The sequence below is a fragment of the Mesorhizobium sp. P2_C7 genome, from assembly GCF_056404515.1.
On the sequence record NZ_JBFUDW010000007.1, the window covers coordinates 16,997 to 42,515 of the forward strand.

General features: G+C 58.9%; 20 protein-coding genes and 2 pseudogenes. 6 read left to right on the forward strand and 16 right to left on the reverse strand.

Annotated features, from left to right (window positions below):
- Positions 1-74 precede the first annotated feature (74 nt).
- From AC1D2G_RS15885 to AC1D2G_RS15895, 3 genes and pseudogenes are all read right to left on the reverse strand, one after another.
- Positions 75-1,511: an NAD-dependent succinate-semialdehyde dehydrogenase gene (locus AC1D2G_RS15885; protein WP_436260269.1), complete on the reverse strand. Its 1,437-nt coding sequence runs from the start codon at positions 1,509-1,511 to the stop codon at positions 75-77.
- Between the two features lie 77 nt (positions 1,512-1,588).
- Positions 1,589-1,890 (reverse strand): annotated as a pseudogene (locus tag AC1D2G_RS15890) (3-oxoadipyl-CoA thiolase); the annotation flags it as partial.
- Entirely contained in the window at positions 1,812-3,068 is a 1,257-nt protein-coding gene (locus AC1D2G_RS15895) for a CaiB/BaiF CoA transferase family protein (protein WP_477415174.1), read from the reverse strand. The pseudogene AC1D2G_RS15890 and the gene AC1D2G_RS15895, both read right to left, overlap by 79 nt.
- 312 nt (positions 3,069-3,380) lie before the next feature.
- On the opposite strand from AC1D2G_RS15895, the gene AC1D2G_RS15900 reads away from it, so the two are divergent.
- On the forward strand, positions 3,381-4,184 hold the full coding sequence (locus AC1D2G_RS15900) for an IclR family transcriptional regulator (protein ID WP_436260267.1): 804 nt from the start codon (positions 3,381-3,383) through the stop codon (positions 4,182-4,184).
- Positions 4,185-4,276: 92 nt separating this feature from the next.
- Here the strand turns inward: AC1D2G_RS15900 and AC1D2G_RS15905 are convergent.
- Positions 4,277-4,513 (reverse strand): annotated as a pseudogene (locus AC1D2G_RS15905) (alanine racemase C-terminal domain-containing protein); the annotation flags it as partial.
- Between the two features lie 512 nt (positions 4,514-5,025).
- Here AC1D2G_RS15905 and AC1D2G_RS15910 point away from each other — a divergent pair.
- The 5 genes from AC1D2G_RS15910 (at position 5,026) to AC1D2G_RS15930 (ending at position 12,792) form a co-directional block, all read left to right on the forward strand.
- On the forward strand, positions 5,026-7,113 hold the full coding sequence (locus tag AC1D2G_RS15910) for a 3-hydroxyacyl-CoA dehydrogenase NAD-binding domain-containing protein (RefSeq protein ID WP_477415176.1): 2,088 nt from the start codon (positions 5,026-5,028) through the stop codon (positions 7,111-7,113).
- A gap of 5 nt (positions 7,114-7,118) precedes the next feature.
- A complete protein-coding gene (locus tag AC1D2G_RS15915) occupies positions 7,119-8,315 on the forward strand; it encodes an acyl-CoA dehydrogenase family protein (RefSeq protein WP_477415178.1) in 1,197 nt (398 codons plus the stop codon).
- A 1-nt stretch (position 8,316) separates the two neighbouring features.
- Complete coding sequence (locus AC1D2G_RS15920; RefSeq protein WP_477415180.1) at positions 8,317-9,450, forward strand: acyl-CoA dehydrogenase family protein; 1,134 nt, start codon at positions 8,317-8,319, stop codon at positions 9,448-9,450.
- Between the two features lie 578 nt (positions 9,451-10,028).
- Positions 10,029-11,261 carry an aminotransferase class III-fold pyridoxal phosphate-dependent enzyme gene (locus AC1D2G_RS15925; RefSeq protein ID WP_477415182.1) on the forward strand — a complete coding sequence of 411 codons (1,233 nt, stop codon included), beginning with the start codon at positions 10,029-10,031 and terminating at the stop codon, positions 11,259-11,261.
- A gap of 568 nt (positions 11,262-11,829) precedes the next feature.
- The gene (locus tag AC1D2G_RS15930; RefSeq protein ID WP_477415184.1) at positions 11,830-12,792 is read left to right on the forward strand and encodes a cyclase family protein; all 963 of its coding nucleotides are present in this window, start codon (positions 11,830-11,832) and stop codon (positions 12,790-12,792) included.
- Between the two features lie 183 nt (positions 12,793-12,975).
- On the opposite strand, the gene AC1D2G_RS15935 is transcribed toward AC1D2G_RS15930, so the two are convergent.
- The 12 genes from AC1D2G_RS15935 to AC1D2G_RS15990 all read right to left on the reverse strand — a co-directional run bounded on the left by AC1D2G_RS15935 (position 12,976) and on the right by AC1D2G_RS15990 (position 25,503).
- Positions 12,976-13,713 carry a GntR family transcriptional regulator gene (locus AC1D2G_RS15935; RefSeq protein WP_477415186.1) on the reverse strand — a complete coding sequence of 246 codons (738 nt, stop codon included), beginning with the start codon at positions 13,711-13,713 and terminating at the stop codon, positions 12,976-12,978.
- A 281-nt stretch (positions 13,714-13,994) separates the two neighbouring features.
- Positions 13,995-15,122: a mandelate racemase/muconate lactonizing enzyme family protein gene (locus AC1D2G_RS15940; RefSeq protein ID WP_436260260.1), complete on the reverse strand. Its 1,128-nt coding sequence runs from the start codon at positions 15,120-15,122 to the stop codon at positions 13,995-13,997.
- 101 nt (positions 15,123-15,223) lie between these two features.
- Positions 15,224-16,138 carry an SMP-30/gluconolactonase/LRE family protein gene (locus AC1D2G_RS15945; RefSeq protein WP_477415188.1) on the reverse strand — a complete coding sequence of 305 codons (915 nt, stop codon included), beginning with the start codon at positions 16,136-16,138 and terminating at the stop codon, positions 15,224-15,226.
- Positions 16,139-16,153: 15 nt separating this feature from the next.
- A complete protein-coding gene (locus tag AC1D2G_RS15950) occupies positions 16,154-16,612 on the reverse strand; it encodes a RidA family protein (protein WP_477237742.1) in 459 nt (152 codons plus the stop codon).
- 127 nt (positions 16,613-16,739) lie between these two features.
- Positions 16,740-17,432 carry a GntR family transcriptional regulator gene (locus AC1D2G_RS15955; protein WP_477237744.1) on the reverse strand — a complete coding sequence of 231 codons (693 nt, stop codon included), beginning with the start codon at positions 17,430-17,432 and terminating at the stop codon, positions 16,740-16,742.
- An 89-nt stretch (positions 17,433-17,521) separates the two neighbouring features.
- Complete coding sequence (locus AC1D2G_RS15960; protein WP_477237746.1) at positions 17,522-18,334, reverse strand: SDR family NAD(P)-dependent oxidoreductase; 813 nt, start codon at positions 18,332-18,334, stop codon at positions 17,522-17,524.
- 445 nt (positions 18,335-18,779) lie between these two features.
- Positions 18,780-20,105: a 3-oxo-tetronate kinase gene (otnK, locus tag AC1D2G_RS15965; protein WP_477415190.1), complete on the reverse strand. Its 1,326-nt coding sequence runs from the start codon at positions 20,103-20,105 to the stop codon at positions 18,780-18,782.
- A 44-nt stretch (positions 20,106-20,149) separates the two neighbouring features.
- Positions 20,150-21,157 (reverse strand): ABC transporter ATP-binding protein, encoded by a 1,008-nt coding sequence (locus AC1D2G_RS15970; protein ID WP_477415192.1) that lies wholly within the window; start codon positions 21,155-21,157, stop codon positions 20,150-20,152.
- Positions 21,154-22,164, reverse strand: a complete 1,011-nt coding sequence (locus tag AC1D2G_RS15975) for an ABC transporter ATP-binding protein (RefSeq protein WP_477237752.1) — start codon at positions 22,162-22,164, stop codon at positions 21,154-21,156. Before AC1D2G_RS15975 ends, AC1D2G_RS15970 begins: the two co-directional genes overlap by 4 nt.
- Before the next feature lie 2 nt (positions 22,165-22,166).
- Positions 22,167-23,009, reverse strand: a complete 843-nt coding sequence (locus tag AC1D2G_RS15980) for an ABC transporter permease (RefSeq protein WP_477237754.1) — start codon at positions 23,007-23,009, stop codon at positions 22,167-22,169.
- 5 nt (positions 23,010-23,014) lie between these two features.
- The gene (locus AC1D2G_RS15985) at positions 23,015-24,028 is read right to left on the reverse strand and encodes an ABC transporter permease (RefSeq protein ID WP_477237756.1); all 1,014 of its coding nucleotides are present in this window, start codon (positions 24,026-24,028) and stop codon (positions 23,015-23,017) included.
- A gap of 68 nt (positions 24,029-24,096) precedes the next feature.
- Positions 24,097-25,503: a flavin monoamine oxidase family protein gene (locus AC1D2G_RS15990; RefSeq protein ID WP_436260250.1), complete on the reverse strand. Its 1,407-nt coding sequence runs from the start codon at positions 25,501-25,503 to the stop codon at positions 24,097-24,099.
- Positions 25,504-25,519 lie beyond the last annotated feature (16 nt).

Here is a 25,519-nt window from a genome sequence, read left to right on the forward strand (position 1 = left end):
GCCGTCTCTAGCTCTGCCACTTCAGAGCCGGCCGTTCAACCGAAAATGGAATTAATTTCCATAATGTCCCGCAGTTATCCTTTGCGGCTGATGAAGCGCGTTTCCAGATAGGCCTCGATCGCTTCCGACCCGCCCTCCGTACCGTAGCCCGAATCCCTGACACCGCCGAACGGCACTTCGGGAAGAGCAAGGCCGAGGTGATTGATTGCGGTCATGCCAGATTGAATTTCGTTGCCCAGACGCGTCGCCAGTGCGGTATCACGGGTAAAGGCATATGCGGCCAATCCGAAAGGAAGGCGGTTGCTCTCCGTGATGGCTTCGTCGATCGTCGAAAAGCGATTGATTATTGCCACCGGGCCGAACGGTTCTTCGTTCATGATCTGCGCGGAGACCGGCACATCTGAAATGACGGTTGGTTCGTAGAAACAGCCCTGGTTCCCGATCCGCCTGCCACCCGTCATCAATTTGGCGCCCTTTTTGACCGCGTCGGCCACCAGCCCGTCTATCGTTGCGACACGCTTCTCGTTGATCAGCGGACCCATCTCCGTTGTGCTTTCAAAGCCGTTTCCAGTCTTGATCGATTTTGAGGCGGCGGTGAAACGCTGGGTGAACTCTTCAGCCAGCGTCTCGTGGACGAGAAACCGGGTGGGGGAAACGCATACCTGCCCAGCATTCCTGAACTTGAACGGCACCATCGTGGAAACAGCGAGGTCAAGATCGGCATCGGCCGCCACCACAACCGGAGCGTGACCGCCAAGCTCCATGGTGGCGCGCTTCATGTGCAGTCCAGCAAGCGCTGCAAGCTCCTTGCCAACTGGAGTCGACCCGGTGAAGCTTATCTTGCGAATGACAGGATGGGGTATCAGATAGCGCGAGATCTCGGGTGAGCGTCCGTTCACGAGGTTGACGACGCCAGCAGGAAAGCCGGCGTCTGCAAAGGCACGAACGAGACCCGCCGGGCTTGCAGGTGTCTCCACGGGCGCCTTGATGATGATGGAGCACCCTGCAGCCACGGCGGCCGAGAGTTTGCGAACAATCTGGTTGATAGGAAAGTTCCAGGGCGTGAACGCTGCCACCGGCCCGACGGGCAGCTTGATTGTTATCTGCAGCACGTCGCTCGCGCGCGCCGGGATGACCTGGCCATAGGTACGTTGGGCCTCGCCCGCAAACCAGTCGATGATGTCTGCCCCGGCCAATGTTTCAAGTCGCGACTGTGCCAGGGGTTTGCCCTGCTCCAGGGTCATCCAATGTGAAATCTCGTCCACTTGCTGGCGCAGCAGGTCCGCGGCGCGACGCATGAGCTTGGCGCGCTCGAACGGTGAAGTCCGGCTCCAAATCTTGAACCCCTCGTCGGCCGCGGCCAGCGCATCGTCCAAATCATTTTGCGAGGCATTGGCGACGCGACCAATTTCCTGCCCACTGGATGGATCGGTCACCGGGATCCAACGCTCCTCTTCTGCGGGCCGCCATGATCCGTTGATGTAAAGGTTTACGTCGGGATAGTTGCTCATATCGACTTTCCTCGTGATGCGTGACGTCCAGGCGGGATCAATGGGGCGCGCATATTCCGGCTCAGGGCCTTTCCATGAATGAGAGCGATCCCCTGACCGACTCCATGCACATTGTGCAAAGCGCAAAGCGACCATTTCGGCGCTTCAGTTCGTGGGCGACTGTGAGCGCCAGTCGAGCGCCCGAAGCCCCAAGAGGGTGGCCCACCGCGATGGCGCCTCCATTGGGATTCACGTGCGGCGCGTCGTCTGGCAGGCCAAGAGCGCGAAGAACCGCAAGCCCCTGTGCGGCGAAGGCGCGGCTCATTGCGCAGCGCCCTCCGACGCCTGGGCCTGTCGTGCCGCTGCGCCGTGGCAATAGACGACGCCAGTTCGAAGCAGGTGGTCTATCTGGCTATCGTCATAGCCAAGGACAATCTCAAGAACGGCGCGGGTATCCTCGCCAAGCAGGGGGGGAGCCTTCTGCACGCGGTTTTTCTGGCCAGCGAGGCCATGGGCCGGACTGATCAAGCGGATAGTACCGAGTTCGGGATGCTTCAAGGACTGAATGATCCCCCTTTCGATCACCGTGGGCGTTGCCAGAGCCTGGGAGACCGTATGCACGCGACCCGCTGGCACAGACGCACTGCGACAGGCATCGAGCCAGTGTTCAACCGAATTTTTGCAAAGCGCCTCTCCAAGGGCTGCCAAGAGGTCTTCGCGGTTCAGCGCACGTTGATGCGCCGTGACGAAGCGTGGATTTTCGGCCAGATCCGGTCGGTCGATGACCTGGATGCAGAAATCCTTGAACATCCGGTCGTTGCCCACTGCCAGCGCAAAGAAGCCGTCCAAGCATTCAAACAACTGGTAAGGCACCACGCTAGGATGAGCATTGCCATATCGGAACCCATCCACGCCGGCGTTTAAGTAGCCTGTTCCGACGTTGATCAGCATGTTCAATGTGCTCTCGATCAGGGCTATGTCGATAAACTGGCCTTTGCCCGTATCGCGTCGCTGATAGAGCGCCGCCAAGACCGATTGTGTAGCAACCATGCCCGCGACGACATCCGTGAAAGCCACCCCCAGCCGATTGGGCGGTCCATCGGCGGCCCCAGTGATCGACATCAGTCCGCTTTCTGCCTGCATAATGAAATCATAACCGGGACGATCGCTTTCCGGTCCGGTCTGGCCGTAGCCCGAGATCGAGCAGAAAACGAGGGCCGGGTTAATGTCGCGAAGCGTTTCATAGCTGAGACCCAACCGCTTCATCGTGCCTGCACGGAAATTTTCCACCACGACGTCAGCTTTGGTAGCCAGCTTCAAGATGATTTCACGCCCTTGCGGCGATTTCAGATCGACAGCCACACTTTGCTTGCCGCGGTTGGCGCAGAGATAATAGGTGCTCACCCCCATGTAGTTTGGAACTGACCATGCCCGTGTGTCGTCGCCCCCGGCCACACTCTCGATCTTCCAGACTTCGGCACCCAGATCGCCGAGTGACATCGTCAGCCAGGGACCGGCCAACACCCGCGTCAAATCCAGCACCTTGATTCCGTGCAGCGGCAGCTCTGTCTTCTCCATTGCTGGTCTCCTCGAGATGTCCGCCGCAAACGGGTTTCGGTTGCGACCCCTCTGTCCCGGCGACGCAGTCGAGCTGATCTCCCGTCCTACCTGTCTGATTCCGATCGATCCCGACTGCAAACTGGGTCGAGATGTCGGAAGCAAGCAGTTCGGCCGTTTGATGATGTGGCTCGTCTGTCGTGCCCGGCGGCAGGGTTCGATTTTGCGTTACTAATGCCATCTGGTACCTTGCGCGTCAACTGAATGGAATTAAATTCCATTGTATTCGAGCCAATTGCGGCTAGAGTTGCCGCGGAACCTCAGGAGGTGACGATGAGAAAGCGTTCCAAATCAGCGGAGGATGCCAATGGCGGGGAAGAAGGCGTCGCCGCCGGTTCGCTCCTGCGAGGTTTGGAAATCTTGCGGGCTTTCAAGGCGAGCGAGTCGACATTGGGCAACCAGGATTTGATCGAACGCACCGGGCTTCCAAAAGCCACCGTGTCGCGCTTGACCTATGCTCTGGCGAGCAGTGGTTACCTCATCTACAACGAATCCCTGGGCCGTTACTCCATCGGCCCCTCAACCATCTCGCTTGGCTATTCAGCGATGAGCTCTATCCCGGTCGTACGCATGGTCCAGCCTTTGTTGCAGGGGCTGGCTGACAAAACGGGCGTCGCAGCAGCGCTCGGCGCCCGTAGTGGACTCGAGATGATCTATTTGGCCAACTGCCGTGCGTTCGGGCCGGTGACGTTGCAACTTAATGTGGGCTCACAGTTACCGATCTGGCGCACCGCGATGGGCTTGGCCTATTTGGCGGAGATGATACCGCAAGCGCGCGAGGAATTGCTTGCCCAACTGATCGCGCGGGAGCCCGCCAATGCGAACGCGATCCGAGATAGTGTCGAGGAGGCGATCCAAAGCTACAGAACGCGCGGCTTCGTCTGTTCATTTGGGACTTGGTACAGCTACATCAACGCCATCGGAGTTGCTTTCCGGCCGACCGACGGATCGCCGCTCGTTGCTCTCACATGTGGGGGCATTTCCGATATCGTCTCGCGTGACGATTGTCTGACCACCGTGGGTGATGCATTGCTGAGGACGAAGCAGCAATTACAGGATCTGCTGGAGAACGCTTAAGCGTCGGGGTGACTGCCCTTGTTTCCGGTCGGGTCGCTGAATCGACGCCCAAATGGATACGGCGACATGCGCGGCCAAGTGCGATGAGTGCCTCATGTTCGCTCGGACCAGCCTGCTCGGTAAATCGGCGATAGGAATACTCGGGCGACGAGTCCGACACCGGTACCCTCGTCAACGAAGCCCAGACTGGTGAGATCGACTGCGGTCAGGTCCATGGAGGCGCGGCCCACCACAGGCGCGATCTGTCTGCCGAAAGCAACAAGACCCCGGTTGCTGTTTGCCCATTGATAGCCTCTGGCATAGCCGATCGCGACAAGCGCGATTTGGCGTGCCGCCGGCGCTCGTCAGGTTGAAGAATGGCCGACGGAGTCGCCCCTGTTCAGATCGCGAACCTTTACGACGCTCGCCAGCAGTGTCGCAGGCTCATCGAGCGGATTCTGACTGTTCGGGGAGCGGATTGATGCCAAAGGTGGATTTGCCGCGTGATATCGCTGTGGAATTCGCGACCGAGTTATATGCCGCAAGAATTGGCAATTGACAGCGGTGCGGTCGGAAGGGCGTGGCAGGCTTCGGCCAGCCTTCACCGACAATCGGCAGAGTTCGAGATCCACGTGGTCAGGCAACACGAAATGGGTCATTTCCGCCTGCACACCTGTGCCGCAGAGCAGATCTCGCGCCGGTGCGAGTTGCTGCCGAGAGGGCTGTCTGCCTGGTTCGGTGGGGCCGCTTTTATCAGTGGCGCCAACGAATGGCACTGCGCTCTCGGTCCGCCCGAAGGACACTGGTCAGCGCGAAGAAAATTCGATATATGGAATTAAATTCCGATTTCTGGACGCGACCAATGGATCCACTGGTAAGCTATGAGCGAGAGGGGCGGATAGCCGTCATCACCATCCGCAACGGGGCCGCCAACGCCTTGGGCCATGAAGTCAGATCCATGCTGTGGCGCGCGATAGACCGCTTTAGCGAGGATGCGAACGTCGGCATTGCGCTCGTCATAGGCGCCGGACGCATGTTCGTTGGTGGCGCTGACATTAACGAGTTTGGGAAGCCGCCCCTAAAGCCGCTGCTTCCCGATCTGGTAAATCACGTAGAAAGCTCTGCCAAACCGATTGTGGCGGCGATGCACGCAGTCAGTCTCGGTGGAGGGCTTGAGCTTGCCCTTGGCTGCCACTATCGGCTGGCCATGCAGAGCACCAAACTGGGCTTGCCCGAGGTTACTCTCGGCCTGTTGCCAGGCGCAGGCGGCACGCAGCGCGTGACACGCCTTGCCGGAGTGGCGAAGGCGCTCGATTTTATCGTTCCGGGAGCTCCCATTTCAGAGACGGCAGCGCTCGAACTCGGGCTCATAGACAGGATTGGCGATGGCGATGTGCGCGCGGCAGGGCTCGCTTTCGCAAATGACCTTCTAAAGGCTGGAAAGGGCCCGCGCCGCGTAAGCGAAATGCCTGCACCCGCGGCCGATCCCGACGCAATATCCGGTGCCCGGACGAAGCTTCAGAAGACTGCCGGGGGCCTGGTCGCGCCCTTCTTTGTCGTAGATGCCATTGAAGCGGCCACGCGTCCCTTCAAAAAAGGTCTGGCCGAGGAGCGCCGTTTGTTCATGGCGCTGATGCAAACGCCGCAAAGGGCAGGCCTCATCCATGCATTCTTCCTTGAGCGCAAGGTCTCCCGCCTAACGGCGCTGAACGGCGTCAACCCACGAAATGTGGCGCGGGTAGGTGTGATCGGCGGTGGCACGATGGGAGCGGGGATTGCGACAGCAGCGTTGCTGGCCGGCTATGACGTTTGCCTTGTCGAGCGTGACGACCCGGCCGCGGCGCGGGCGCGCGCAACGATCGAGGGCTACCTGACGGCCGCCGTTGGACGCGGCAAGCTGTCGGAAGCGGAACGCACGACGATCTTGTCTGGGAGCTTGGCATGCGTGACCGAATACGCCGTGCTCTCCCAGGCCGATCTCGTCATAGAGGCGGTCTTCGAATCCATGGATGTGAAGAAGGACGTATTTGCGCAGCTGGACGCGGTGATGAAGCCGGGGGCAATTCTGGCGACCAACACTTCTTATCTCGATGTCAACAAGATCGCCTCGATCACTCGCCGCCCTGGCGATGTGGTTGGCCTCCACTTCTTCTCGCCGGCACATGTAATGAAGCTTCTGGAGGTGATTGTCGCAGATGCAACCAAGCCCGATGTGGTTGCGACGGCCTTTGCCGTGGGCAAGAAGCTGGGCAAGGTTTGCGTACGGTCCGGCGTGTGCGACGGCTTTATCGGCAACCGCATCTTGGCGCGTGTTCGGGGCGCCGCCGACAGGATGGTGCTGGCGGGCGCAAGCCCGTATCAGGTCGACCGGGCAATGGTGGACTTCGGCTTGGCAATGGGACCCTTTGCCGTCGACGATCTGGCCGGCCTCGACATCGGTTTTCTGACCCGACAGCGCAAGGCCTCGACGCGGGATCCTCGCGACGTTGTGCCGGAATGGGCGGATGAACTTTATCACATGGGGCGGCTCGGCCAGAAGGCAGGTCGTGGCTACTACATCTACGCCGAACGCGGTCGTCCTGGTGTGCCAGATCACGACGTAGATGACATGATCGCGCGTTATCGCGCCAAAGAAGGCATCATAGCGCGCAACTTCACCGACGCCGAAATCCAGCGCCGCTACATGGCTGCGATGGTGAATGAAGCCGCCCGTGTAATCGACGAGGAAATCGCAGCTCGACCGCTCGATGTCGATGCAGTTCTCCTGTTCGGTTACGGGTTCCCACGTTATCGCGGCGGACCGATGCACTGGGCGGATGGCGCTGGCCTTCCGAACCTTCTCGCGGACATCCGAGGCTGGGCCCAAGACGATCCGTTCTTCTGGGCTCCCGCTCCACTGCTTGAGCGTCTGGTGGCCGATAACGCCATTTTTGCCACTTTGAACGGATAAGAACCATGGATCTGGCCTATACCGCGCAACAGCTCGCATTTCGCGAAGAGGTCCGACTTTTCCTTGACCGGGAGCTCCCGAAAAGAATCGCGGCCAAAGTCGCATCCGGCCAGCGTCTCACCAAAAACGACCACGAGACATGGCATGCGGCTTTGAACCGGCGAGGTTGGCTCGCGACGAGTTGGCCGAAGGAATATGGCGGCCCCGGTTGGGATGCAGTTCAGCGCCATATATTCGAAGAGGAAGCATCGCGCTCTCATGCTCCGCGAATCTTGCCCTTCGGCCTCAGCATGCTGGGACCGGTCCTGCAGAATTTTGGCACACAGCAGCAGAAGGACTATTGGCTCCCGCGCATTCTGAATGGCGAGGACTGGTGGTGCCAGGGCTACTCGGAGCCCGGTGCCGGGTCCGACCTGGCAAGCGTCAAGACCTCCGCGGCGCGCGACGGCGATCACTATGTCGTCAATGGCCAGAAGACCTGGACGACCCTTGCCCAGCACGCAAACATGATCTTCTGCCTTGTTCGGACGTCAAAGGAGGGCAAGCCACAAGAAGGGATTTCGTTTCTGCTCGTCGACATGCGAGCACCCGGCGTCAGCGTCCGTCCGATAGTGCTGATGGACGGCGAGGCGGAAGTAAATGAAGTTTGGTTCGACAATGTCCGTGTGCCAGCCGAGAACCTCGTGGGAGAGGAGAACATGGGCTGGACCTACGCGAAGTATCTATTGACCCATGAGCGCACGAATCTTGCCGGGGTGGGCATGGCTCGCGCGGCTCTCGCCAATCTCAAGCGCGTCGCCGCAACTGAGCCGGATGGCCACCGCAAGCTGATTGACAACCCTCTCTTTGCGGCCCGGATCGCGCAAGTCGAGATCGATTTGATGGCGATGGCAACCACGAACCTCAGGGTCGTTGCCAAAGCAGCCGCCGGGCAGGCCCCGGGGGCAGAAAGTTCGATGCTCAAGGTCAAGGGCACGATCATCCGCCAGGAGTTGAACAAGCTTACCCGCCAGGCCGCTGGTCCCAATGCAACCCCCTTCATCTCCGAATTGCTTGACGAGGGTTCCAACGCGGCCCCGATCGGTCCGGCCTACGCGATGGCTGCCACACAGAGCTACTTCAACAACAGGAAGCTCTCCATCTACGGCGGTTCCAACGAGGTTCAGCGGCAGATTATCGCCAAAGCCATTCTGGAGCTATGATATGAACTTCGATCTCACTGGAGAACGCCAGATGCTGCAGGACAGCCTGCGGCGGTTTTTGCGTGGATTTGTCACGCAGGAAATCCTTTTTCAGGCGACGGAGAGTCCACAAGGGCACTCCAAGGAGCTCTGGGACGGACTGGTCGAGATGGGCGTCCCGGGCGCCCTTTTTGCTGAGCAGGTCGGCGGATTCGGCGGGTCAGGCTTCGACGTGTCTGTCGTCTTCGAGGAACTCGGTCGCGCCGGTGTCTTCGAACCCTTGATGGAAGCTGGCATCCTCGCCGGCGGCCTCATCGCATCGCTCGCGACCGCTGACCAGCTTGCGCTGGTCGGCGAGATCATTTCGGGCCGCATTGTCACTCTGGCTCACGCAGAGCAAGGCGGCCGTTACGATCTTGCTCACGTGGAGACACGCGCCACCAGGCAGGATGGACGTTGGGTGCTTTCTGGCGGCAAGTCCCTGGTTGTGGCCGCACCGGCGGCGAGCCTCGCGGTGGTCAGCGCGCGAGTCTCGGGAGCAGCCGACGAGCGAAATGGCATTACGCTTTTCGTGATCCCGCTGGATTCCGATGGACTTGCCTTGCGATCTTATCCGCTCAATGGCGGCGGTCGCGCCGCGGAATTGAGCCTGGATGGTGTGGCGGTTCCCGACAGCCAGCGCTTGGGCGAAGTGGGCGGTGCTTTTGACGCCATTGAGGCTGTGCATGCCCGCGCTGTGGCCGCCCAATGTGCTGAAGCCGTGGGGCTTATGGAGAGCATCAAGCATCTTACGGTGGAGTACCTGCGAACCCGCAAGCAGTTCGGCCAGCCAATTGGGAAATTCCAGGCCCTCCAGCATCGCATGGCCGACATGCTAATCGAAATCGAGCAGGCCCGCTCGGCCGCCATCAACGTGTGCGGACATCTGGACGCACCGCGTGGCGAGCGCGAACTGCAAGTGAGTGCCGCAAAAAATCTTATTGGCCGGGTATCACGCATCGTGGTCGAGGAGGCAATCCAGATGCACGGCGGTATTGGCATTACCATGGAATACGCGCTTGGCCATCTCGCGAAGCGGCTCACCATGATCGAACACCGCTTCGGCGACTCTGATTTCCACCTGGAGCGATTTATCGCCCTGTCGACGGCTGCGTAGAGCTATCACGCGTTCTGCGCTTGAAGGTGACGACAGCCGACAGCGGTCACTTTGCACAATCAAAAACAGAAGACTTGCGCGTCGCGTGATGCGGGCGTCCCGGCAGTCTATGCCGGTATGCAGCACGGTCTCCTCAAAGACAGTGTGTGTGGCGACCTTGCCACGTGCTGGCAGGCAGGCGAGGGGAGCCTGGCAAAGGATCCCACATCTGCGGCAGCCCTCAAACGCCATCGCCTGCTGATCAGTTGCGGACGCGGCGCTTTTCGTCCTCTATGGCGCGCTCGATGGCCGCGCTGCCGTCAATCAAACTGGAGAGACTGATTGACGGCCAGCACCAACATGATATATCATATTGCTGATTTTTCGAAGCAGTCCACGCGCTGTTTCGAAGCTTCCTAAATCGTTTGCCTCCCAAGGCGATGATGTGCTCCGCGGCCGCCGTTTTCTGTGGGTCGCGGAGCAGGCAAAATCAGCCTTGGCGCTCAACGGCAGCGAGCCGCCGCTGGGTGGATAAGCCTATAATCGAGGGGCGGCACTCTTGGTAGGCCGCAGCGCGCCGGACTGGAACAGGGACGAAGATGCCTGAAGTCATTCAATCAGCCGACAAACTCCTACGCGAAAGAGCGCTGCGGGTTATTCCCGGTGGCATGTGGGGGCACTTAAACGCGGCCAAGCTGCCGGCTGGATATCCGCAGTTCTTCAAGAAGGGCGAGGGCTCCGCACTCTGGGACGTCAACGGCCGACGCTATGTGGACTTCATGTGCGCCTGGGGGCCGAATTATTTGGGCTATCGCCAACCGGAGGTCGAGGCCGCGGCAGCACGGCAGGCGGCCAGTGGCGATTGCCTGAACGGTCCGACAGATGCGCTGGTCGATCTCGCGGAACTTTTTACCAGTATGATTGCTGCCGCTGATTGGGTGCAGTTCCAGAAGAACGGGACGGATGCGACTACGACGTGCCTGACCATCGCTCGCGCATCGACCGGCAAGCGCAAGGTGTTGGTTGCCCAGGGCGCTTATCATGGCGCAGTGCCTTGGTGCTCGCCCTCTGTCCTTGGTGTCACCGCGGAGGACCGAGTTCATTTGGGCACCTATGAATTCAACAACGTCTCGAGCCTGCGAAGCGCGGCGGAAGCGGCCGAGGGCGATCTGGCAGCCATCCTGGTTTCGGCGTTCCGCCACGATTTCGGCAAGGATCAGGCGATGGCGACCCCAGAATTCGCGCGCGCGATGCGCGAAATCTGTGATCGCAACGGCGCCGCGCTTATCATCGACGAGGTGAGGGCTGGCCTGCGCCTCGATCTGGCCGGCAGTTGGGAAGCATTTGGGGTCCGCCCTGACCTCTCGGCATGGAGCAAGGCGATTGCAAATGGTTATCCACTGGCGGCGGTAACAGGGGCGGATTGGCTTCGCGAAGCCGCGTCGCGCATCTTCGTGACGGGATCGTTCTGGTGCGGGTCAGTCGCAATGGCGGCCGCAGTGGCCACGCTCCAGATAGCCCGCCGGGACAACGTGGTGCAGCATCTGATCCGCCTCGGGAACAAACTCCGCGACGGACTGAATGCTCGTGCAGCCAAGGCTGGCATGGTCTTGCGACAAACTGGTCCCGTCCAGATGCCACTCATCATGTTTGACGAAGACCACGACGGCAGCAAAGGTGAACTGTTCTGCAGTACATTATTGACGCACGGCGTTTATTTCCATCCCAAACACAACATGTTTCTGTGTGCTGCCCACACTGACGCCGATATTGAAGCGACCCTGTTTGCCGCCGAAATCGGCTTCGCGGCGGTGGCTGATCGTCTTCAATGAGGTAATCCCGTGGCGACGGCTCAATGATTTTTTTGAGACCTCGACCCCGGCGGTTCCGAATGCGCCGCACAATGAAAAGTTATCGGAAGTGACGACGGGAAATTTGGCAATGAAACGCAAATTGCACTCTTAGTCGCGCAATTCACGATATGTAATGCGCCCCGCTTGCATACGGTTTTAGCAACATGATGAACGAACGCGACGACAGACAGCGATACGACAGCCTTGGAGCCTAAGGGTACAGAAGCGCAGTGGCTGTCGATTGTGGCGCGCGATCGATTACAGCCTGCTGGTATTCTCGGGGTTGGTAGGGTGTTCTTTGATGAGGTCGCGGGAACTGGCGTGTTGCTTGGCTCGGCCGTCATCGGCACTGGAGGAGCCCTTCTCGCCATGGTCAAAACTCCGGCAGATCAGTCGGTCCGACGCTGTCGTGATGTGTCAGGAGTTTCCGTTCAGAACGTGAGCCATGGAACTGAGACGAGATCGTCGGTTTGGCCGAGGGATCTCGTCCAGTGACGTTTCTCGGCGGGTGAAGCCCGATGATTGATAGGATTTGTTGGAGGAAAAAGTGTCAAATTTCGAAACCCGCATCCCCTACGACCAGCTTGGCCTCGAGGGCAGCGTGCCCGCAGGGTCATCCTGGAACGTCTACGGCCGCGATGACCAGCTTGGAAGTGTCGGTTTGTTGACGCCGGAGCGTGTCTTGAGCGGAGCTGCTCTGGTCTCGAAGGGGGCGGTCTTTTCTCTAAATTGGTCCCTTGATCTTCCCAACCCTGCACTCTTTGGCCGCCGAAACATGCAGCACACCATCAATTTCGATAGTTCCGGCACAGACGACATGTATGAGGGGTTCTTCCCCCAATGCTCCTCCCAGTGGGACAGTCTTTCGCATATCCGCCACCCTGTTCATGGGTTTTACCAAGGCTTTCAGGAACATGACATAACGGGGCTCCCGGGAACGCGGCTGGGTATCGAGAACTGGGCCACCCGAGGCATCGTCGGCCGGTTTGTGTTAGCGGACCTTGCTCGCTTTCGACAGGCGGTCGGACGGCCGATCCAACCGGGATATCCCGATCCTATAACGGTCGCTGAAATCGACGCCTGTCTTGCCAGGCAGAAATCCAAGCTGAATATAGGAGACATACTGCTCCTGCGGTTCGGCTGGGTCCAGTGGTACGAAAGTGTCGATTCCGCAACGCGCGAGCAGATGGCAACCGACGATCAGTTCGCCGCCTGCGGACTTTCGCGGTCGGAAGAGACCGCACGTTGGATATGGAACAAGGGTGTAGCCGCTGTTGCCGGTGACAACCCTGCCTTGGAAGTTCAGCCCTTCGACCCAACAGATGCCGATGGCTTCCTACATTACCGGCTCATTCCGATGCTGGGCACCGCCATCGGGGAAATGTTCGCATTGGACGCCCTGGCCGCGGATTGCGAAGAAGACGGCCGCTATGAAGGAATGTTTGTTTCCGCACCGCTCAACAAGCTGGGCGGCTCCGGCTCGACAGCCAACGCGCTCGCGCTAAAATAGCAGAACGGGCGGAAAGGTATTTTCGAGTCAGGGCGTCTCAGGCGGCCCGGCGTGGTTACGTGCACCATGTCAGGCGCACCGGGGTGGCTGCAGGATATCGCGAGGGCTCTGCCCAGATCCGATATCGGCACCTGCCCAACCGCTTCCGTGGAGCCGACGGGACGTCGTTGCAGGCACGAGGCACTATTTTTCTTGCTGCCTACGCCTTGAGCCGGATTGTGACTTCAGCTTTTCCAAAATTCTGTATGAGCCATCGCGAAGATCACGCACCACCAATTCACCGGCCTCGGTCGGTGACCGACGCTTCAAAGCGTCGATGATCAGATCGTGGGGGTGAACTTCGAAGGCAAGTGGCTTGGCATAGGGATATTGATTGTTCACGAACGGGCCAGCCAATAGCCACAGATTCTCGATCACCCGCACCAGGACCTGGTTGTTCGACTTACGGTATATCGCAAAGTGGAATGACTGGTTTGCCGCGAGAGCTGCCTTCCAATCCTCCGCGGCCTCCGCCGCCATGAATTCAGTCTGGTGCCTTTCCAGCAGCTCGATGTCTTGGCGTGTCATGTTGACGGTGCTGAGTTCGGACGCCAACCGCTCCAGCGGAGCGCGCGTCTCGCGTATCTCAATATATCTGGCGATAGAGAGGATGGGAACGCGAGGCTGATGGCCTAGTTTGAGTTCCAGCGCGCCCTCCGCCACCAATTGCAGGACCGCTTCTCGGACGGGTGTCTGAGAGGTCTCGTAAGCGGTGGCGAGTTGCCGAATATTAAGCCGGCTTCCCGGTTCGTAGCGACCCGACATCAACGCAATTCGCAGCTGTGCATAAATTCGGTCGGCGAACGTGTTCCTGCTAATCCCAACCGACCCTACGGTCTCGAGCTCGTCGGCAGGCCCACTTGCCCTGATAGCGGTAGGCATTGATCGCTCCTCACTCCGGCGCGGCGAATCGATATAGCGCCTTTGAGTCTGGCTGTATCAATAACAAAATATCCCGGAATGGGGCAGGCGTCACAGTCTGCGGAAGACCCGGGCCCAATACCAGTCCGGTTGAATAGGCAAGCCACAACGACACCGCACGATGCTGTCGGAATTTCCCCAGCAGACCTCGCACGGCCGCCGGGGCAGCGTCTCCTGATCTGAATCCGGCTCCAAGTCGACATGTCGTCCGAAAAGCGCTTCACACTTTTTGGCATCATGCTTTAGCGTTTTTGCTTGAGATAGGCTTCGGCAGCGCGGCCGACCGCATCTCGATTCAGTTCGAATCCGTATCCAGGCTTCTTCGACACCGGCAGAAATCCATTCACAGGCGTAAGGTTCGGACTCTCGATTATGTCTTCCTCAAGCAACTGCCACATGATCTGGTTGGCATCGTCCAGATTGGGGACCGTTGAACCAACCTGATTAGCGATGCAGGTCGTGATGCCGGTTTCGAAAATTCCGTGGATATTGATTCTTACATTTGCCGCTTCGGCGATCGCTGCCGCTTTACGCCACCGCAGAGCGCCGCAAGTTTCGTGCAGTCCCAGGACAACCGACTCGACGGCGCGGGTGCTGCACATCGCATATACTTCTTCCGGCAGATACACACTTTGATCGGCAGACAGCGGCATCCCGACGTGGCGGAGGCGCAGAAGTGCATCTGCTCCTCCAATACCGGGAACTGGCTGCTCCATGATCTCAATATCAAACGCTTTGAGCTTTTCCATCATGCGCACAGCACGTAGCGTGTCCCACGCTTCGTTTGCGTCCAGGCGAAGGCGAACATCTGGAGCCACCTCCCGCACGGCCCGGACGATCTCCAAATCGAGCTTGTCGTCGCGCCCGACTTTCACATAGAGAACTGGATATCCCTGCTCAACCAACTGCTTCGCGTCATCGGCAAGCTGTTGAGGTGTATCCCCCTGAACGAAACCAAAATAGCCCACCTTGTCGTGCAAGGCTCCCCCTAGGATGTTGCATACCGGCTGCCCCAGGCCTTTGCCGATCGCATCCCACATTGCAAGCTCGATGCCCGACATGGTGCGTGAGAAGTATCGGTACTGACTGCCGGCTCCTCGGGCCTTGAACCCGGTCCGAAAGTAGTCCCAGATGAGCTTGTTGCCATCGTAGACCGATTTGCCGATGAAATGGGGTATCGCGTCCTGAAGGATGGCTAACATCGGCTCGATGGTCGGCCCTGCTCCAGACTCGGCAATGCCGACGACACCTTCGTCCGTCTCAACCTCGATAAGAATCACGGGCGAGCACAACGTTATGCCATCTGCCCAATGGTAATCCTGCTTGAACCTGCAATGCAGCGGGGTGGTACGAATGTTGGTGATTTTCATCTTTTTCCTGCGGCTCCATGCCTGCTCGAAGGACGAGTCGGCTTCTTTTCTGCATGATATATCAAGACGAGCAAGCGTCGTCTCGGTGACGTACCTGGATTTCAGGATTGATAGTTAAGCTTCAGGCCGGCTTCGTGCCAATCAAACGCGGCCAGTCTACCCTCGTGAGACAATGTTACATAACAGGTATTCATGTCCGAACCGCCAAAGCAGAGGTTCGTCACCATCAGATCGGGAATGGGGTGAACGACATGGCTCTTCAGATCTCCGGTAAATTCAAGGATCGCACACATGTCCAGCGCAGCAGCATAGACGGCTCCCGATTCTGCCACCGCCAAGCCGTCAAACCGGGTTCGTCCACCAGGACCGGCAAAGAGTATTCCGCCGGCCGGGGAAGGCCATGGCTGCTTTCGCACCTCTCCTGGACCGATTACGGGATATGCCCATATTCGACCTGGGATAGTCTCGGCGACATAAAGTGTCTTTCCGTCAGGTGAGAGGGCGATGCCGTTGGGCGTGATCAGACCAGAGATGACCTCTTTAATTTCTGAACCGTCGCTTGCCGCCCAATAGACGAACCCAAGGTCCATCTCTCGAGGACGGCGTTTCCCCATATCCGTGAACCAGAAGCCTCCGTCTCCGTCGAATACAAGATCATTGGGGCCGCGCAACTGGTTGTCCGAGCAGCGATCGTAAAGACGGCGGACGGACCCGTCGGCAGGATTCACGACGTCAATGCTGCCGCCCGTATATCCGGAGCTCTGCAAGGCTGGTCGAAATCGTCCTTTTTGCTCTTCGACCCAGTCCATACCACCATTGTTGCAAATGAATATCTTGCCGTCTGGCCCAACAGCTGCCCCGTTTGGCCCGCCCGGAACCTTGGCGACTACCCCGATATCCCCGTCCCGTGATACTCGGACAAGGGTTTGCTCGATAATGTCGACGACCATGACGGAGCCATCTGAAAATGCAATCGGGCCTTCGGGGAACGTAAGCTTGTCCGTGATGACACGCATGCCACTGACCCAAATCTATTTCACTACCCGGAGAACGGCTTCAATTTCGACACGGATGTTGCCGGGCAGGGATCCCATCCCGACCGCGGATCGAGCGTGTTGACCACGCTCGGCAAGAACCTCGACCAGCAGCTGGGAGCAGCCTTCGATAACCACCCCATGATCGCGAAAGTCGGGAGCCGCGTTCACCATCCCGAAGACCTTCAAGAATTCGATGTCATCCAGTGAGCCGGTCACTGCTTGCGCGGACGTCAGCATATGCAACCCGCAGAGACGCGCTGCCTCTTTCCCGTCCTCTAGTGAGCAATCACCACCAACTTTCCCGGTGAGGTACGAGCCGTCGGGCAAACGAGGTACTTGTCCAGCCAGGAAGACGATATCCCCCGCCCTTCGAAAAGGCACATAGGTATACTTTGGCGCGCCCAAAGCAGGCAGCTCGATGCCCAATTCTTTTAGCCGTTCTGCGGATGACACGATAAATTCCTTTCAGCCAAGTTCCTTGATGTATTGGACGTATACGAGATTTCGCTCTAGTTCATATGATATATCCACGCGCTCACGACAAAGCTTGTCCCGCGATTTTTTCTTGGTTTCGGGTGGCCTACCGCGGGTCCCGTTTCAGCTTGTCGATGATCAGTGCAGAGCCTTTTTCCATCCCGCGCAGGACGATCTCGCCCGCCTCGGCAGAAGCGCGGCGCCGCAGCGCATCGATGAGCTCCAGGTGGGGGTGGTGTTCATCGTGGGGGTGAATTGCCGAAGGATACTGATTAATCAGAAAGGGACCCGTCTGGAGCCATAAATTCTCAATTGCCTTTACAAGAATTTCATTTCCCGAGGTAGCATAAACCAGGAAGTGAAATTCCGTGTTGAAGGAGAGGGCGACTTTCCAATGGCCTGCTTCTTCAGCCGCCAGGAATTTATCGTTCACCTGCGCCAATTTCGCCAGAACGTCGTTGGATATCCGGGGGGCCGCCAGTTCCGTTGCCAGACGCTCCAAAGGAGCTCGCACCTGACGTATCTTCAGGTATCGGTCCACCGAAAGAATCGGTACACGCAGTTCGTGTCCCGGCCGCAGCTCAAGTCCACCGTCCCTCACAAGTTGCATGACGGCTTCGCGCACCGGGGTAGGGGATGTGTCGAAGCTGATCGCCAGGCGCCTGATATTGAGCCGCTCACCTGGTTCGTAGGCACTTGTCATCAAGTTGGATTTGAGACTGTCGTAGATCATCGCCGACAGGCTGTCGCGCGACAAACCCATGGAAGCCTGGTCTTCCGTTTCGTCGGCTAGGCTCATTTCATTCTCCAAGCCGCGTCCAGTGCGTTCCCATTGCTTACCCTTTCCTCGCTAACCCATCCATGAGGCAGTCTACGTCCAAGGGACCGTCAGCTTATCGTCTTTGCCACACTTAGACGTTCCGCAAGGTTTTTCGCACCTATTTTTTCGTTTCTTTCGACCATCTCGAAAAGCTTTCGGGGACTTCCGCCTATCGACTTGACGAGGCGGCCACGAGAGGCCGGTATGCAGACTTCCTGTTTTTGGTTTTTGATGGCAGCCAGTACGATCTCGGCAACATCTTCCGGTTTCCATGATGGCACTGCGAAAGCCAGTGCTACCCCCGTCCTGGCCTCTTCCTCCAGCATGGGAGTTTCAGTCGAGCTTGGATGAACGATGGTGAAATTAATCGGCTCGTGCCGCTCTTCCATGGCCACCCCAAAATGAATTGCACGCAATGCATGTTTGGAGGCTGCATAGCTGGCAATGCCGGGGAAGGGGAGGAACGCGGTCATGCTGCAGATGGTCACAATGTGCCCTGATTGCTGCTGCCGGAAACGAGGAAGAACCGCCAGCATTCCGAGCATCGGCCCAATGACGTTGACCGTCATCGTCTGCTCATGCTTCGCCAGCGATACATCTTTTGTCAACCCGGTGTGGACCACGGCCGCGTTGTTGACAAGAACGTCCAAGGCGCCAAAACGAGCATAGGCAGCGTCGACGACGCTTTCCCATTCTTGCGGCAAGCGGATATCAAGCTTCGCGGCCATGGCATTGTCACCCAATGCCTCAGCAACGCTCCGCGCCCCTGCCTCGTTGATATCTGCCACGACGACTTTATGACCTCGGTCGACCACCAACCTCGCGATCGCGGCGCCGATACCGCTCGCTGCGCCTGTTACCAGAAATATCTTCGTGGCCATGGATTTTCTCATGCCTGACTGCCCTCCCTCTCAACAACAAAACGATGGCGCGCTGGCCGTCACCTGGCCACAGTTAGCTACTGATTTCTCACCAGCTGCTTTCACGATCCAGCGCCAGAACAGCACGCTATGCAAATAGGTTCGAAACATTCTGGTAAAGGATCTGTCTGGCGGGATTTTGGGCATCGGTCTTCCGGTAAAGGACCTCGATGTTTAATATGATATATCATGGTGGACGTCTGTGTCTAGCATAAAGCAGTGATCGTGGAGAGACGCGAGACCGATCGAAGGTGGCCAGCAGTTGTTTCCGCCGGCATTCGACAGGCTACTCCAGGCAGGCACGGAGCCGGGAGGCCATGCTGGGCTTCACGGTCATAGATTGAGAGCGAAGGCCGAGACGAGATGAATATCCTGCGGCAGCGGAGGCCGACATTTCAATATGTTGTTATTTTTTCAAAGGCGGCCATTCCGAGGCGGGCGTATAGGCCAAATCGCGTTGCATTTCGTCGAGAACGGTCTGGAACACATCCAGCTTGCCTAGTTTTCCCGACTTGAGCATCAACGCCAGCCGGGCCGGCAGTGAGGTCACGGCGCGCGCCATTCCGGGACCCTGATAGGGTCCCACGGTCATTTCCGATATTCCGAGCGCCGAGATGACGGCGCCCGACGTTTCCCCCCCCGCCACCACCAACCGCCGCACGCCCAGTTCAAGGGTGATCGTGGTCGCAACACGCGACAGGAGATCTTCTGCCTTGGCAGCCGCCTCGTAGCGCCCGTACCTCGACTGCAGCCGTTCGACGGAACCATGAGGCTGCGCCGTGCTGATCGCAAACGGGACGTTGTCGCAAATCGCCTTGCGTGCGAAATCAATCGCTTCCCCCACGACATCGTCGCCGGCGAAGGCGCGTTCCAAATCCACGGTGATGAATGGATAAGTTCGCGCAAACCACTCAAGCTGCAGCAGTGTCTGCTCGGCAACGCTTCCCACCAGAACAGCGCCCGGTCCCATCACGCCGGGGAGCGTGCCGGAGTGCGTGGCGCAGATAAGTCCATCTCGCAGCCAGATTGGCGGAAGATGCGCGGCAATCGAGGAATTACCGGTCAGGAGCGGCATGTCAACGCTGGCTTCGGCAATGGAGGCCAGATGGCGCTCGTGTAGAGTGTCTACCAGCACAAGCGAAATATCCTGGTCGGCCAGGGTTTCGCACGCGGCACGAATAGCGCCTGCTCCCGCGTCGACCGCCTTGTAATTCACCAGGCCCGCCTTGCGGCGAGACTGCCGTTGCAGGACCCGCACCAAGTTAGAGTCGGTCATTGGCGTCAGCGGGTCGTTGCGTTTCGGCGACTCGGCCAACAATTGCGGGCCCCCAAACATGTGACCTTGATAGACCGTCCTTTCAGTTTCGCAGAATGCAGGGCAGAAAAGAGCGTATCGAGCGCCAAGCCGATCCATCAGAGCCTCGGCGCAAGGGCCAATATTGCCATCGGCAGTTGAATCGAAGGTAGCGCAATACTTGAAGAATATCTGTCGTACGCCTCGGGCAAGGAGTGTTTCGGCAGCCTGCAGGACCTGCGAGATCGCCTCGTCGGCGGAAACCACGCGTGTCTTGAGTGCGATTACATGGGCATCGAAATCCGCGCCAGAATCTGTCGCCGTGCCGATCGTGAAACGCGTCCGGATGCCCCTTGCCACAAGCATGGACGCGAGTTCGGAGCCGCCGGTGAGATCATCTGCCACGGCGCCGAAAACCAGCTGTTTGTTCGAACTCAAGTTGCCCCCTGCCGACTACCCGAGGTTCGGGTTGTGCGCGGCATCTAGGCCTCCGGGAAATGGCACGCGGCGGCATGGCCCTGGGAGCGCGTTTCCAGTTGTGGGGTGACTTCCCTGCAGATGTCTTGCGCCTTCCAACAGCGGGTGCGGAAGGGACAGCCGGAAGGAATGTTCATCGGGCTGGGAACGTCTCCTGTCAGCGTTATGCGCTGGCGCTGGCGCTCCTTGTCTGGGTCAGGCAAAGGAACTGCCGACAATAGGGCCCTCGTGTATGGATGGGCCGGGTGTTCGTAGATGTCTGAGGCCTCTCCGATTTCCACGATGCGCCCCAAATACATGACCGCTAGCCGATCGGAGACGTGGCGCACCACAGCAAGGTCGTGGGCGATGAAAACGTAGGAGATTCCGAGCGTTTCCTGCAGCTCTTCCAGGAGGTTCAGGACGCCGGCCTGGATGGACACGTCAAGCGCGGAAACCGGTTCGTCAAGAACCAGAACGGTCGGTTCGAGGGCAAGGGCGCGTGCTATACCCACGCGTTGCCTCTGCCCCCCGGACAACTCATGTGGGTATCGGTCACCGTGTTCTTGCGACAGTCGAACCAAATCGAGCAGCTCCGACGCGCGTTTTAGCGCGGGCGCTCCTGTCACCCCAATCAGACGCAAAGGTTCGGCGATGATTGATCGCACTGTCATGCGCGGGTGAAGTGAGGCGAGGGGATCTTGAAAAACAATCTGAATGTGGCGACGGAACTTGCGCATCTGGTTGCGCGGGAGCTTCGTTATGTTGGTGCCTGAAAAATAGACTTCGCCCGAGGTTGGTTCAACAAGTCGAAGGATACATCTTCCAAGCGTGGATTTGCCGCATCCGGACTCGCCGACGAGCCCGAACGTCTCCCCCCGAAACAGCTCGAATGATATGCCAGACACGGCGTGTACCTGCATGGCCAGCCTCGTGCCAAAGAGCCCGCCCCGTATATCGAAGGACTTCTTCAGATTCCTGACGGAAAGGACCGGCGTTTCCTGGCCCAGAGGCGCTATCATGGTTGTCGTCATCCGTGGCCTCCGGTGGCTTGGAGTGCCGGCGCGCCGGGCGAGCGCAGCTCTTCGGCGAAATGACACGCGGTCTCAACGCGATCCACGTGCCTGAGCGGTGGCTCTTGGTGGGCACAGATGTCTCGCGCGATTGGACAACGCGGGCGAAACGGACAGCCACTCGGTCTTGTCGATAGCGATGGGGGGTTGCCGGGGATTGGTATCAGCTTGCCGCCCTTCTTCTCGATGTCGGGGAGACACGCCAGCAAGCCGCGCGTGTAGGGATGCCGTGAGTTATGAAAAATATCGCGCACCTCGCCTGTCTCGACCACCTTTCCGGCATACATCACCACGACGGTGTCGGCGACACCGGCGACCACGCCGAGATCGTGTGTGATCAACACAAGCCCGACCGGAAACATCCGGCGCAAGTTCGCCAAGACCTCGATGATCTGCGCCTGCACGGTCACGTCGAGAGCCGTTGTCGGCTCGTCAGCGATCAGGACGTCAGGATTGTTTGCTATGGCCATTGCGATCATGGCCCGCTGGCGCATACCGCCAGAGAACTGGTGCGAGTATTGCCTTGCCCGGACGTCAGGCTGAGGCACGGCAACGGTTTCCAGCAATTCAATCGCACGCAGGGCGGCCTGCCTCGCCGACATCTGGGGATTGTGCAGTCGCACCGCTTCCGCGATCAATTCCCCGACCCTCACGACTGGGTTCAGAGCCGTCATCGGATCTTGAAAGATCATGCTGATCTTCGAACCGCGCAATTGCTTTAGACGGCGCTCCGGAGCCCCGATGAGTTGCTCGCCATTGAGCGATATCGATCCGGATAGTGAAGCCATGGGCGGCGGCAGGCCCATCACGGCGCGAACTGCCATGGATTTGCCAGAGCCGGATTCGCCGACGATGCTCACGACCTTTCCCGCGTGGACACTGAAGCTCACACCGCGCACGACCTCGATCCCTCGTCGCAGCGTAACGCGCAGATCGTCGACTTTTAGCAAGGGGCTATCGGACGTCACGACTAGTCATCCTTCGGATCTAATATGTCGCGGAGCGTATCTCCGACGAAGTTGCAGCCAAGGCCGATAGACAAGATCGCAAGACCCGGCCCAAACGCGATCCACCAGGAATAGAAGTGCGCGGCGCCTTCGGCTATCATCGAGCCCCATTCGGGGGTCGGTGGTTTGGCGCCCAATCCAATGAAGCTCAGCGACGCGGCCAAGAGGACGACCTGCCCGAAATCCATGGTGGCGCTGATGATCGTTGGAGTCCAGGAAAGCGGCAGGATGTGCTTCAGCAGCAACCGTGTTCGCGAGGCTCCGCCGGCAATCGCCGCTTCGATGTGGTCTCGAGACTGGACCTCAAGCACCTGGCCTCGCATCAGGCGCGCGTAAACAGGCCACCATACGACGACGATAGCGATGGCCGTGCTTTGTACCCCTGGTCCAAGTGAGGCAGCGATAGACATGGCCAGCAACACTGGCGGGAAAGACAAGGTTACGTCGACAAGGCGCATCAGCAAGGAGTCGACCCAGCCGCCGAAAAAACCGGATAGTGCCCCAAGGGCTGAGCCAATGAGCACAGAGGCGGCAACCACTATGACGGCAATGGATAGGGAGTATTGGGCGCCGTAGAACGTGCGGATCAGCACGTCGCGGCCAAGTGAGTCGGTTCCCAGCCAATGGGCCAAAGAGGGAGATTGGAGATGCCGGCCAACAATTTTAAGAGGCGCGTAAGGTGCCCAGAAGTCAACCGTCAACGCAATTGCCGTCCACACGGCAAGGATGCCTATACCAATCAGCAGGGCAGGCCTCGCTATGTGCCACTGGCGCGGCGAACTTGCTATCGAAACGATGGAAGTCATGCCATTCAGCTCAGCTTGATACGAGGGTTGGCGAATGCGTAAGCGACGTCGGTGATCAGGTTGGAGAACAGAAAGGCGGCCGCGCCCACAAGCGAGACGCCGATGATCGCGGGATAGTCGAGCGTTCTGGCCGAATCCACTGCGTAGGATCCGATGCCGGGCCATGCGAAGACGGATTCTGTCAGCACGGCGCCGGTGATCAGATAGGCGAAAGAATATCCGATGATCGTAAGCGTGGGGATCATGGCGTTGGGCAATGCATGCTTGAACAGAGTGCGTCTCTCTCCGGCGCCCTTCGCTCGGGCCGCCAGAATGTAATCCTGGCCCAGGACATCGAGCATGCTGGCTCGCACCAGGCGGGCCAGGATTCCGGTCACGGACCAGCCGAGAACGAAGGCGGGCAGCAGGAGATAATGCAGTGCTGTCAGGAAAGCCCGGAAATCGCCGGCGACAAGCGCGTCTATCGTGTACATCCCGGTTACGAAGGGCGGAGGTTCGCCGCGCGGATCAAAACGACCCGGCCCTGGTATGAGCGAAAACTGAACCGAGAATATGTAGAGAAGCAGTAGACCCGACCAGAAGACGGGTATCGTCGAGCCAAACAATGCGAACAGGCGGGCAATGTAATCCGCCCACTTATCGCGAAAGCGCGCGGCCACTATCCCAAGCAATACACCGCTTAGAGTGCCAAAGATCATCGCTGCGATGACGAGTTCAAGTGTCGCTGGAAGTCGCTCTGCAATGTCCGTCAGGATGGGCCTGCGCGTGCGAAAAGATACACCGAAATCGCCGGTGGCGAGGTTCTTGACATAGATGAGAAACTGCTCGGGCAGGCTTTTGTCGAGCCCCCAACGTTCCTTGGCTGCAGCCACGACCTCGGGGTTGTTCGTCATTCGATCGCTAACCAGGGCCGCGAGGGGATCGGCCTGCGTCATGTGAGAAAGGCAAAAGGCCAAGGCCGCCACGCCCAGCAAAAGCAGGGGCATGGCAAGAAGCCGTCTCAGGACGTATGTCAGCATTCGGAGTCTCGCTACTCAGTTACTTAACGATAAGGCGTACCAGTTCTGACCCTTTTATCCCGTCGCCGTTAACACGCCTCCGTTATTCGCCTGGCAGCGATTTCACCCGCAGCCAGGGCTCCTTCCATGTATCCTCTATATTCCGGCGACATGTGTGTGCCGGCCCAATACAGAGGCCCTACCGGTTCGCGAAGGTCACCAGCTATTGTTGTCAGCGCACCTGGTGTCAGGAAGGGGCTCGATGCCCCCCCGGACCATTCTTCATCCGCCCAAACCCGTTCCATATACTCGACCGGGTCTTGCGCTTCCGGTCCCAGCGCCTGCGTCAGCAGCTGGAGAACGCGAGCCTTTCGCTGCGCAGGCGCGAGATTGTCGACACGATAAGCGGGAAGTCCGGTGAACAGTGTGATCAGGATTCCCTTGCGCGCCTCTTCGTCCCCAAGGTCGTACGCCGCGGTGAGAGACCCATCGGTGGAGATGACGTTGCCATTGAGGTTGCGGTCACGCCAAAACGGCCTGTCGTAGACGATGACCGCTTTGGTGTTGCGCCCGTTGGGGAAGCGCTGATGCAGCATTCTGCGTTTTGACGGCAGTTGGGGCGTGAAGCGTATCTGGTTGATCATGGTCGGCGAGGTGGCGAAGACGACATAGCGGGCCCGCCACACGCCGGCTTCCGTGTGAACCTTCGCACCTTTCGCTGTCCAATCCACGGTTCGCACGGGAGCCGAAAGCACGATGTCGTCACCAAGATCGCGCGCCATTCCCTCCGATGCGATCTGGGTTCCCATCATATGGGCTGACTGGCCGCCGCCCTCGGTAGACGACATAAAGATAGGCCCGCCACAAGACTTCAGCTTCTGGAGCAACTCAAGGGCGGAGATCTCCTCAGCCAGCGCTCCATAATAGGCTCCCGGGATGCGCGTCATTGCCCCGCGAACCCGTCCTGGCTCGCACACGCTGTTTACCCAGGTCGCGTAAGTGATGGAATCCAGTTGATCGGCATCGGCGCTCTCCCATGGGTTGGCCGCAATCCGGTCCATGGCCTCATATAATTTTCCGAAGGCGTTTTTATACGCGGTCTGCTCATCGTCAGTGAGACCGGGAACCGTCCCCATTGCCCCGACAAACGCGTCCTCGCCGTGCAGACAAACCCGCTGCCCCGTCACGAACTGCTTGATCAACGGAACCGTGTACTTCTCAATCAGCTTGTTGATGCGTCCATGCTTGGGCGATACCCACTGTCCGCCAAGATCAACGCGCCCTCCATAGGCCGCGCTTGTCGGAGAATATGTGAGTCCTCCCACGCGATTGCGCGCCTCGACCACGATCACCGAAAGGCCGGCTTCCTTCAACAGGGTCGCGGCATTGAGACCCGACAGACCGGCGCCGATGACCACGACGTCGCGATCAAACTCCGTTGGCATGATAATAAATACCTCTTTTAAGGGAAAAATACCCGGATGCCGGAGATACACTCTCCGGCATCGGTTC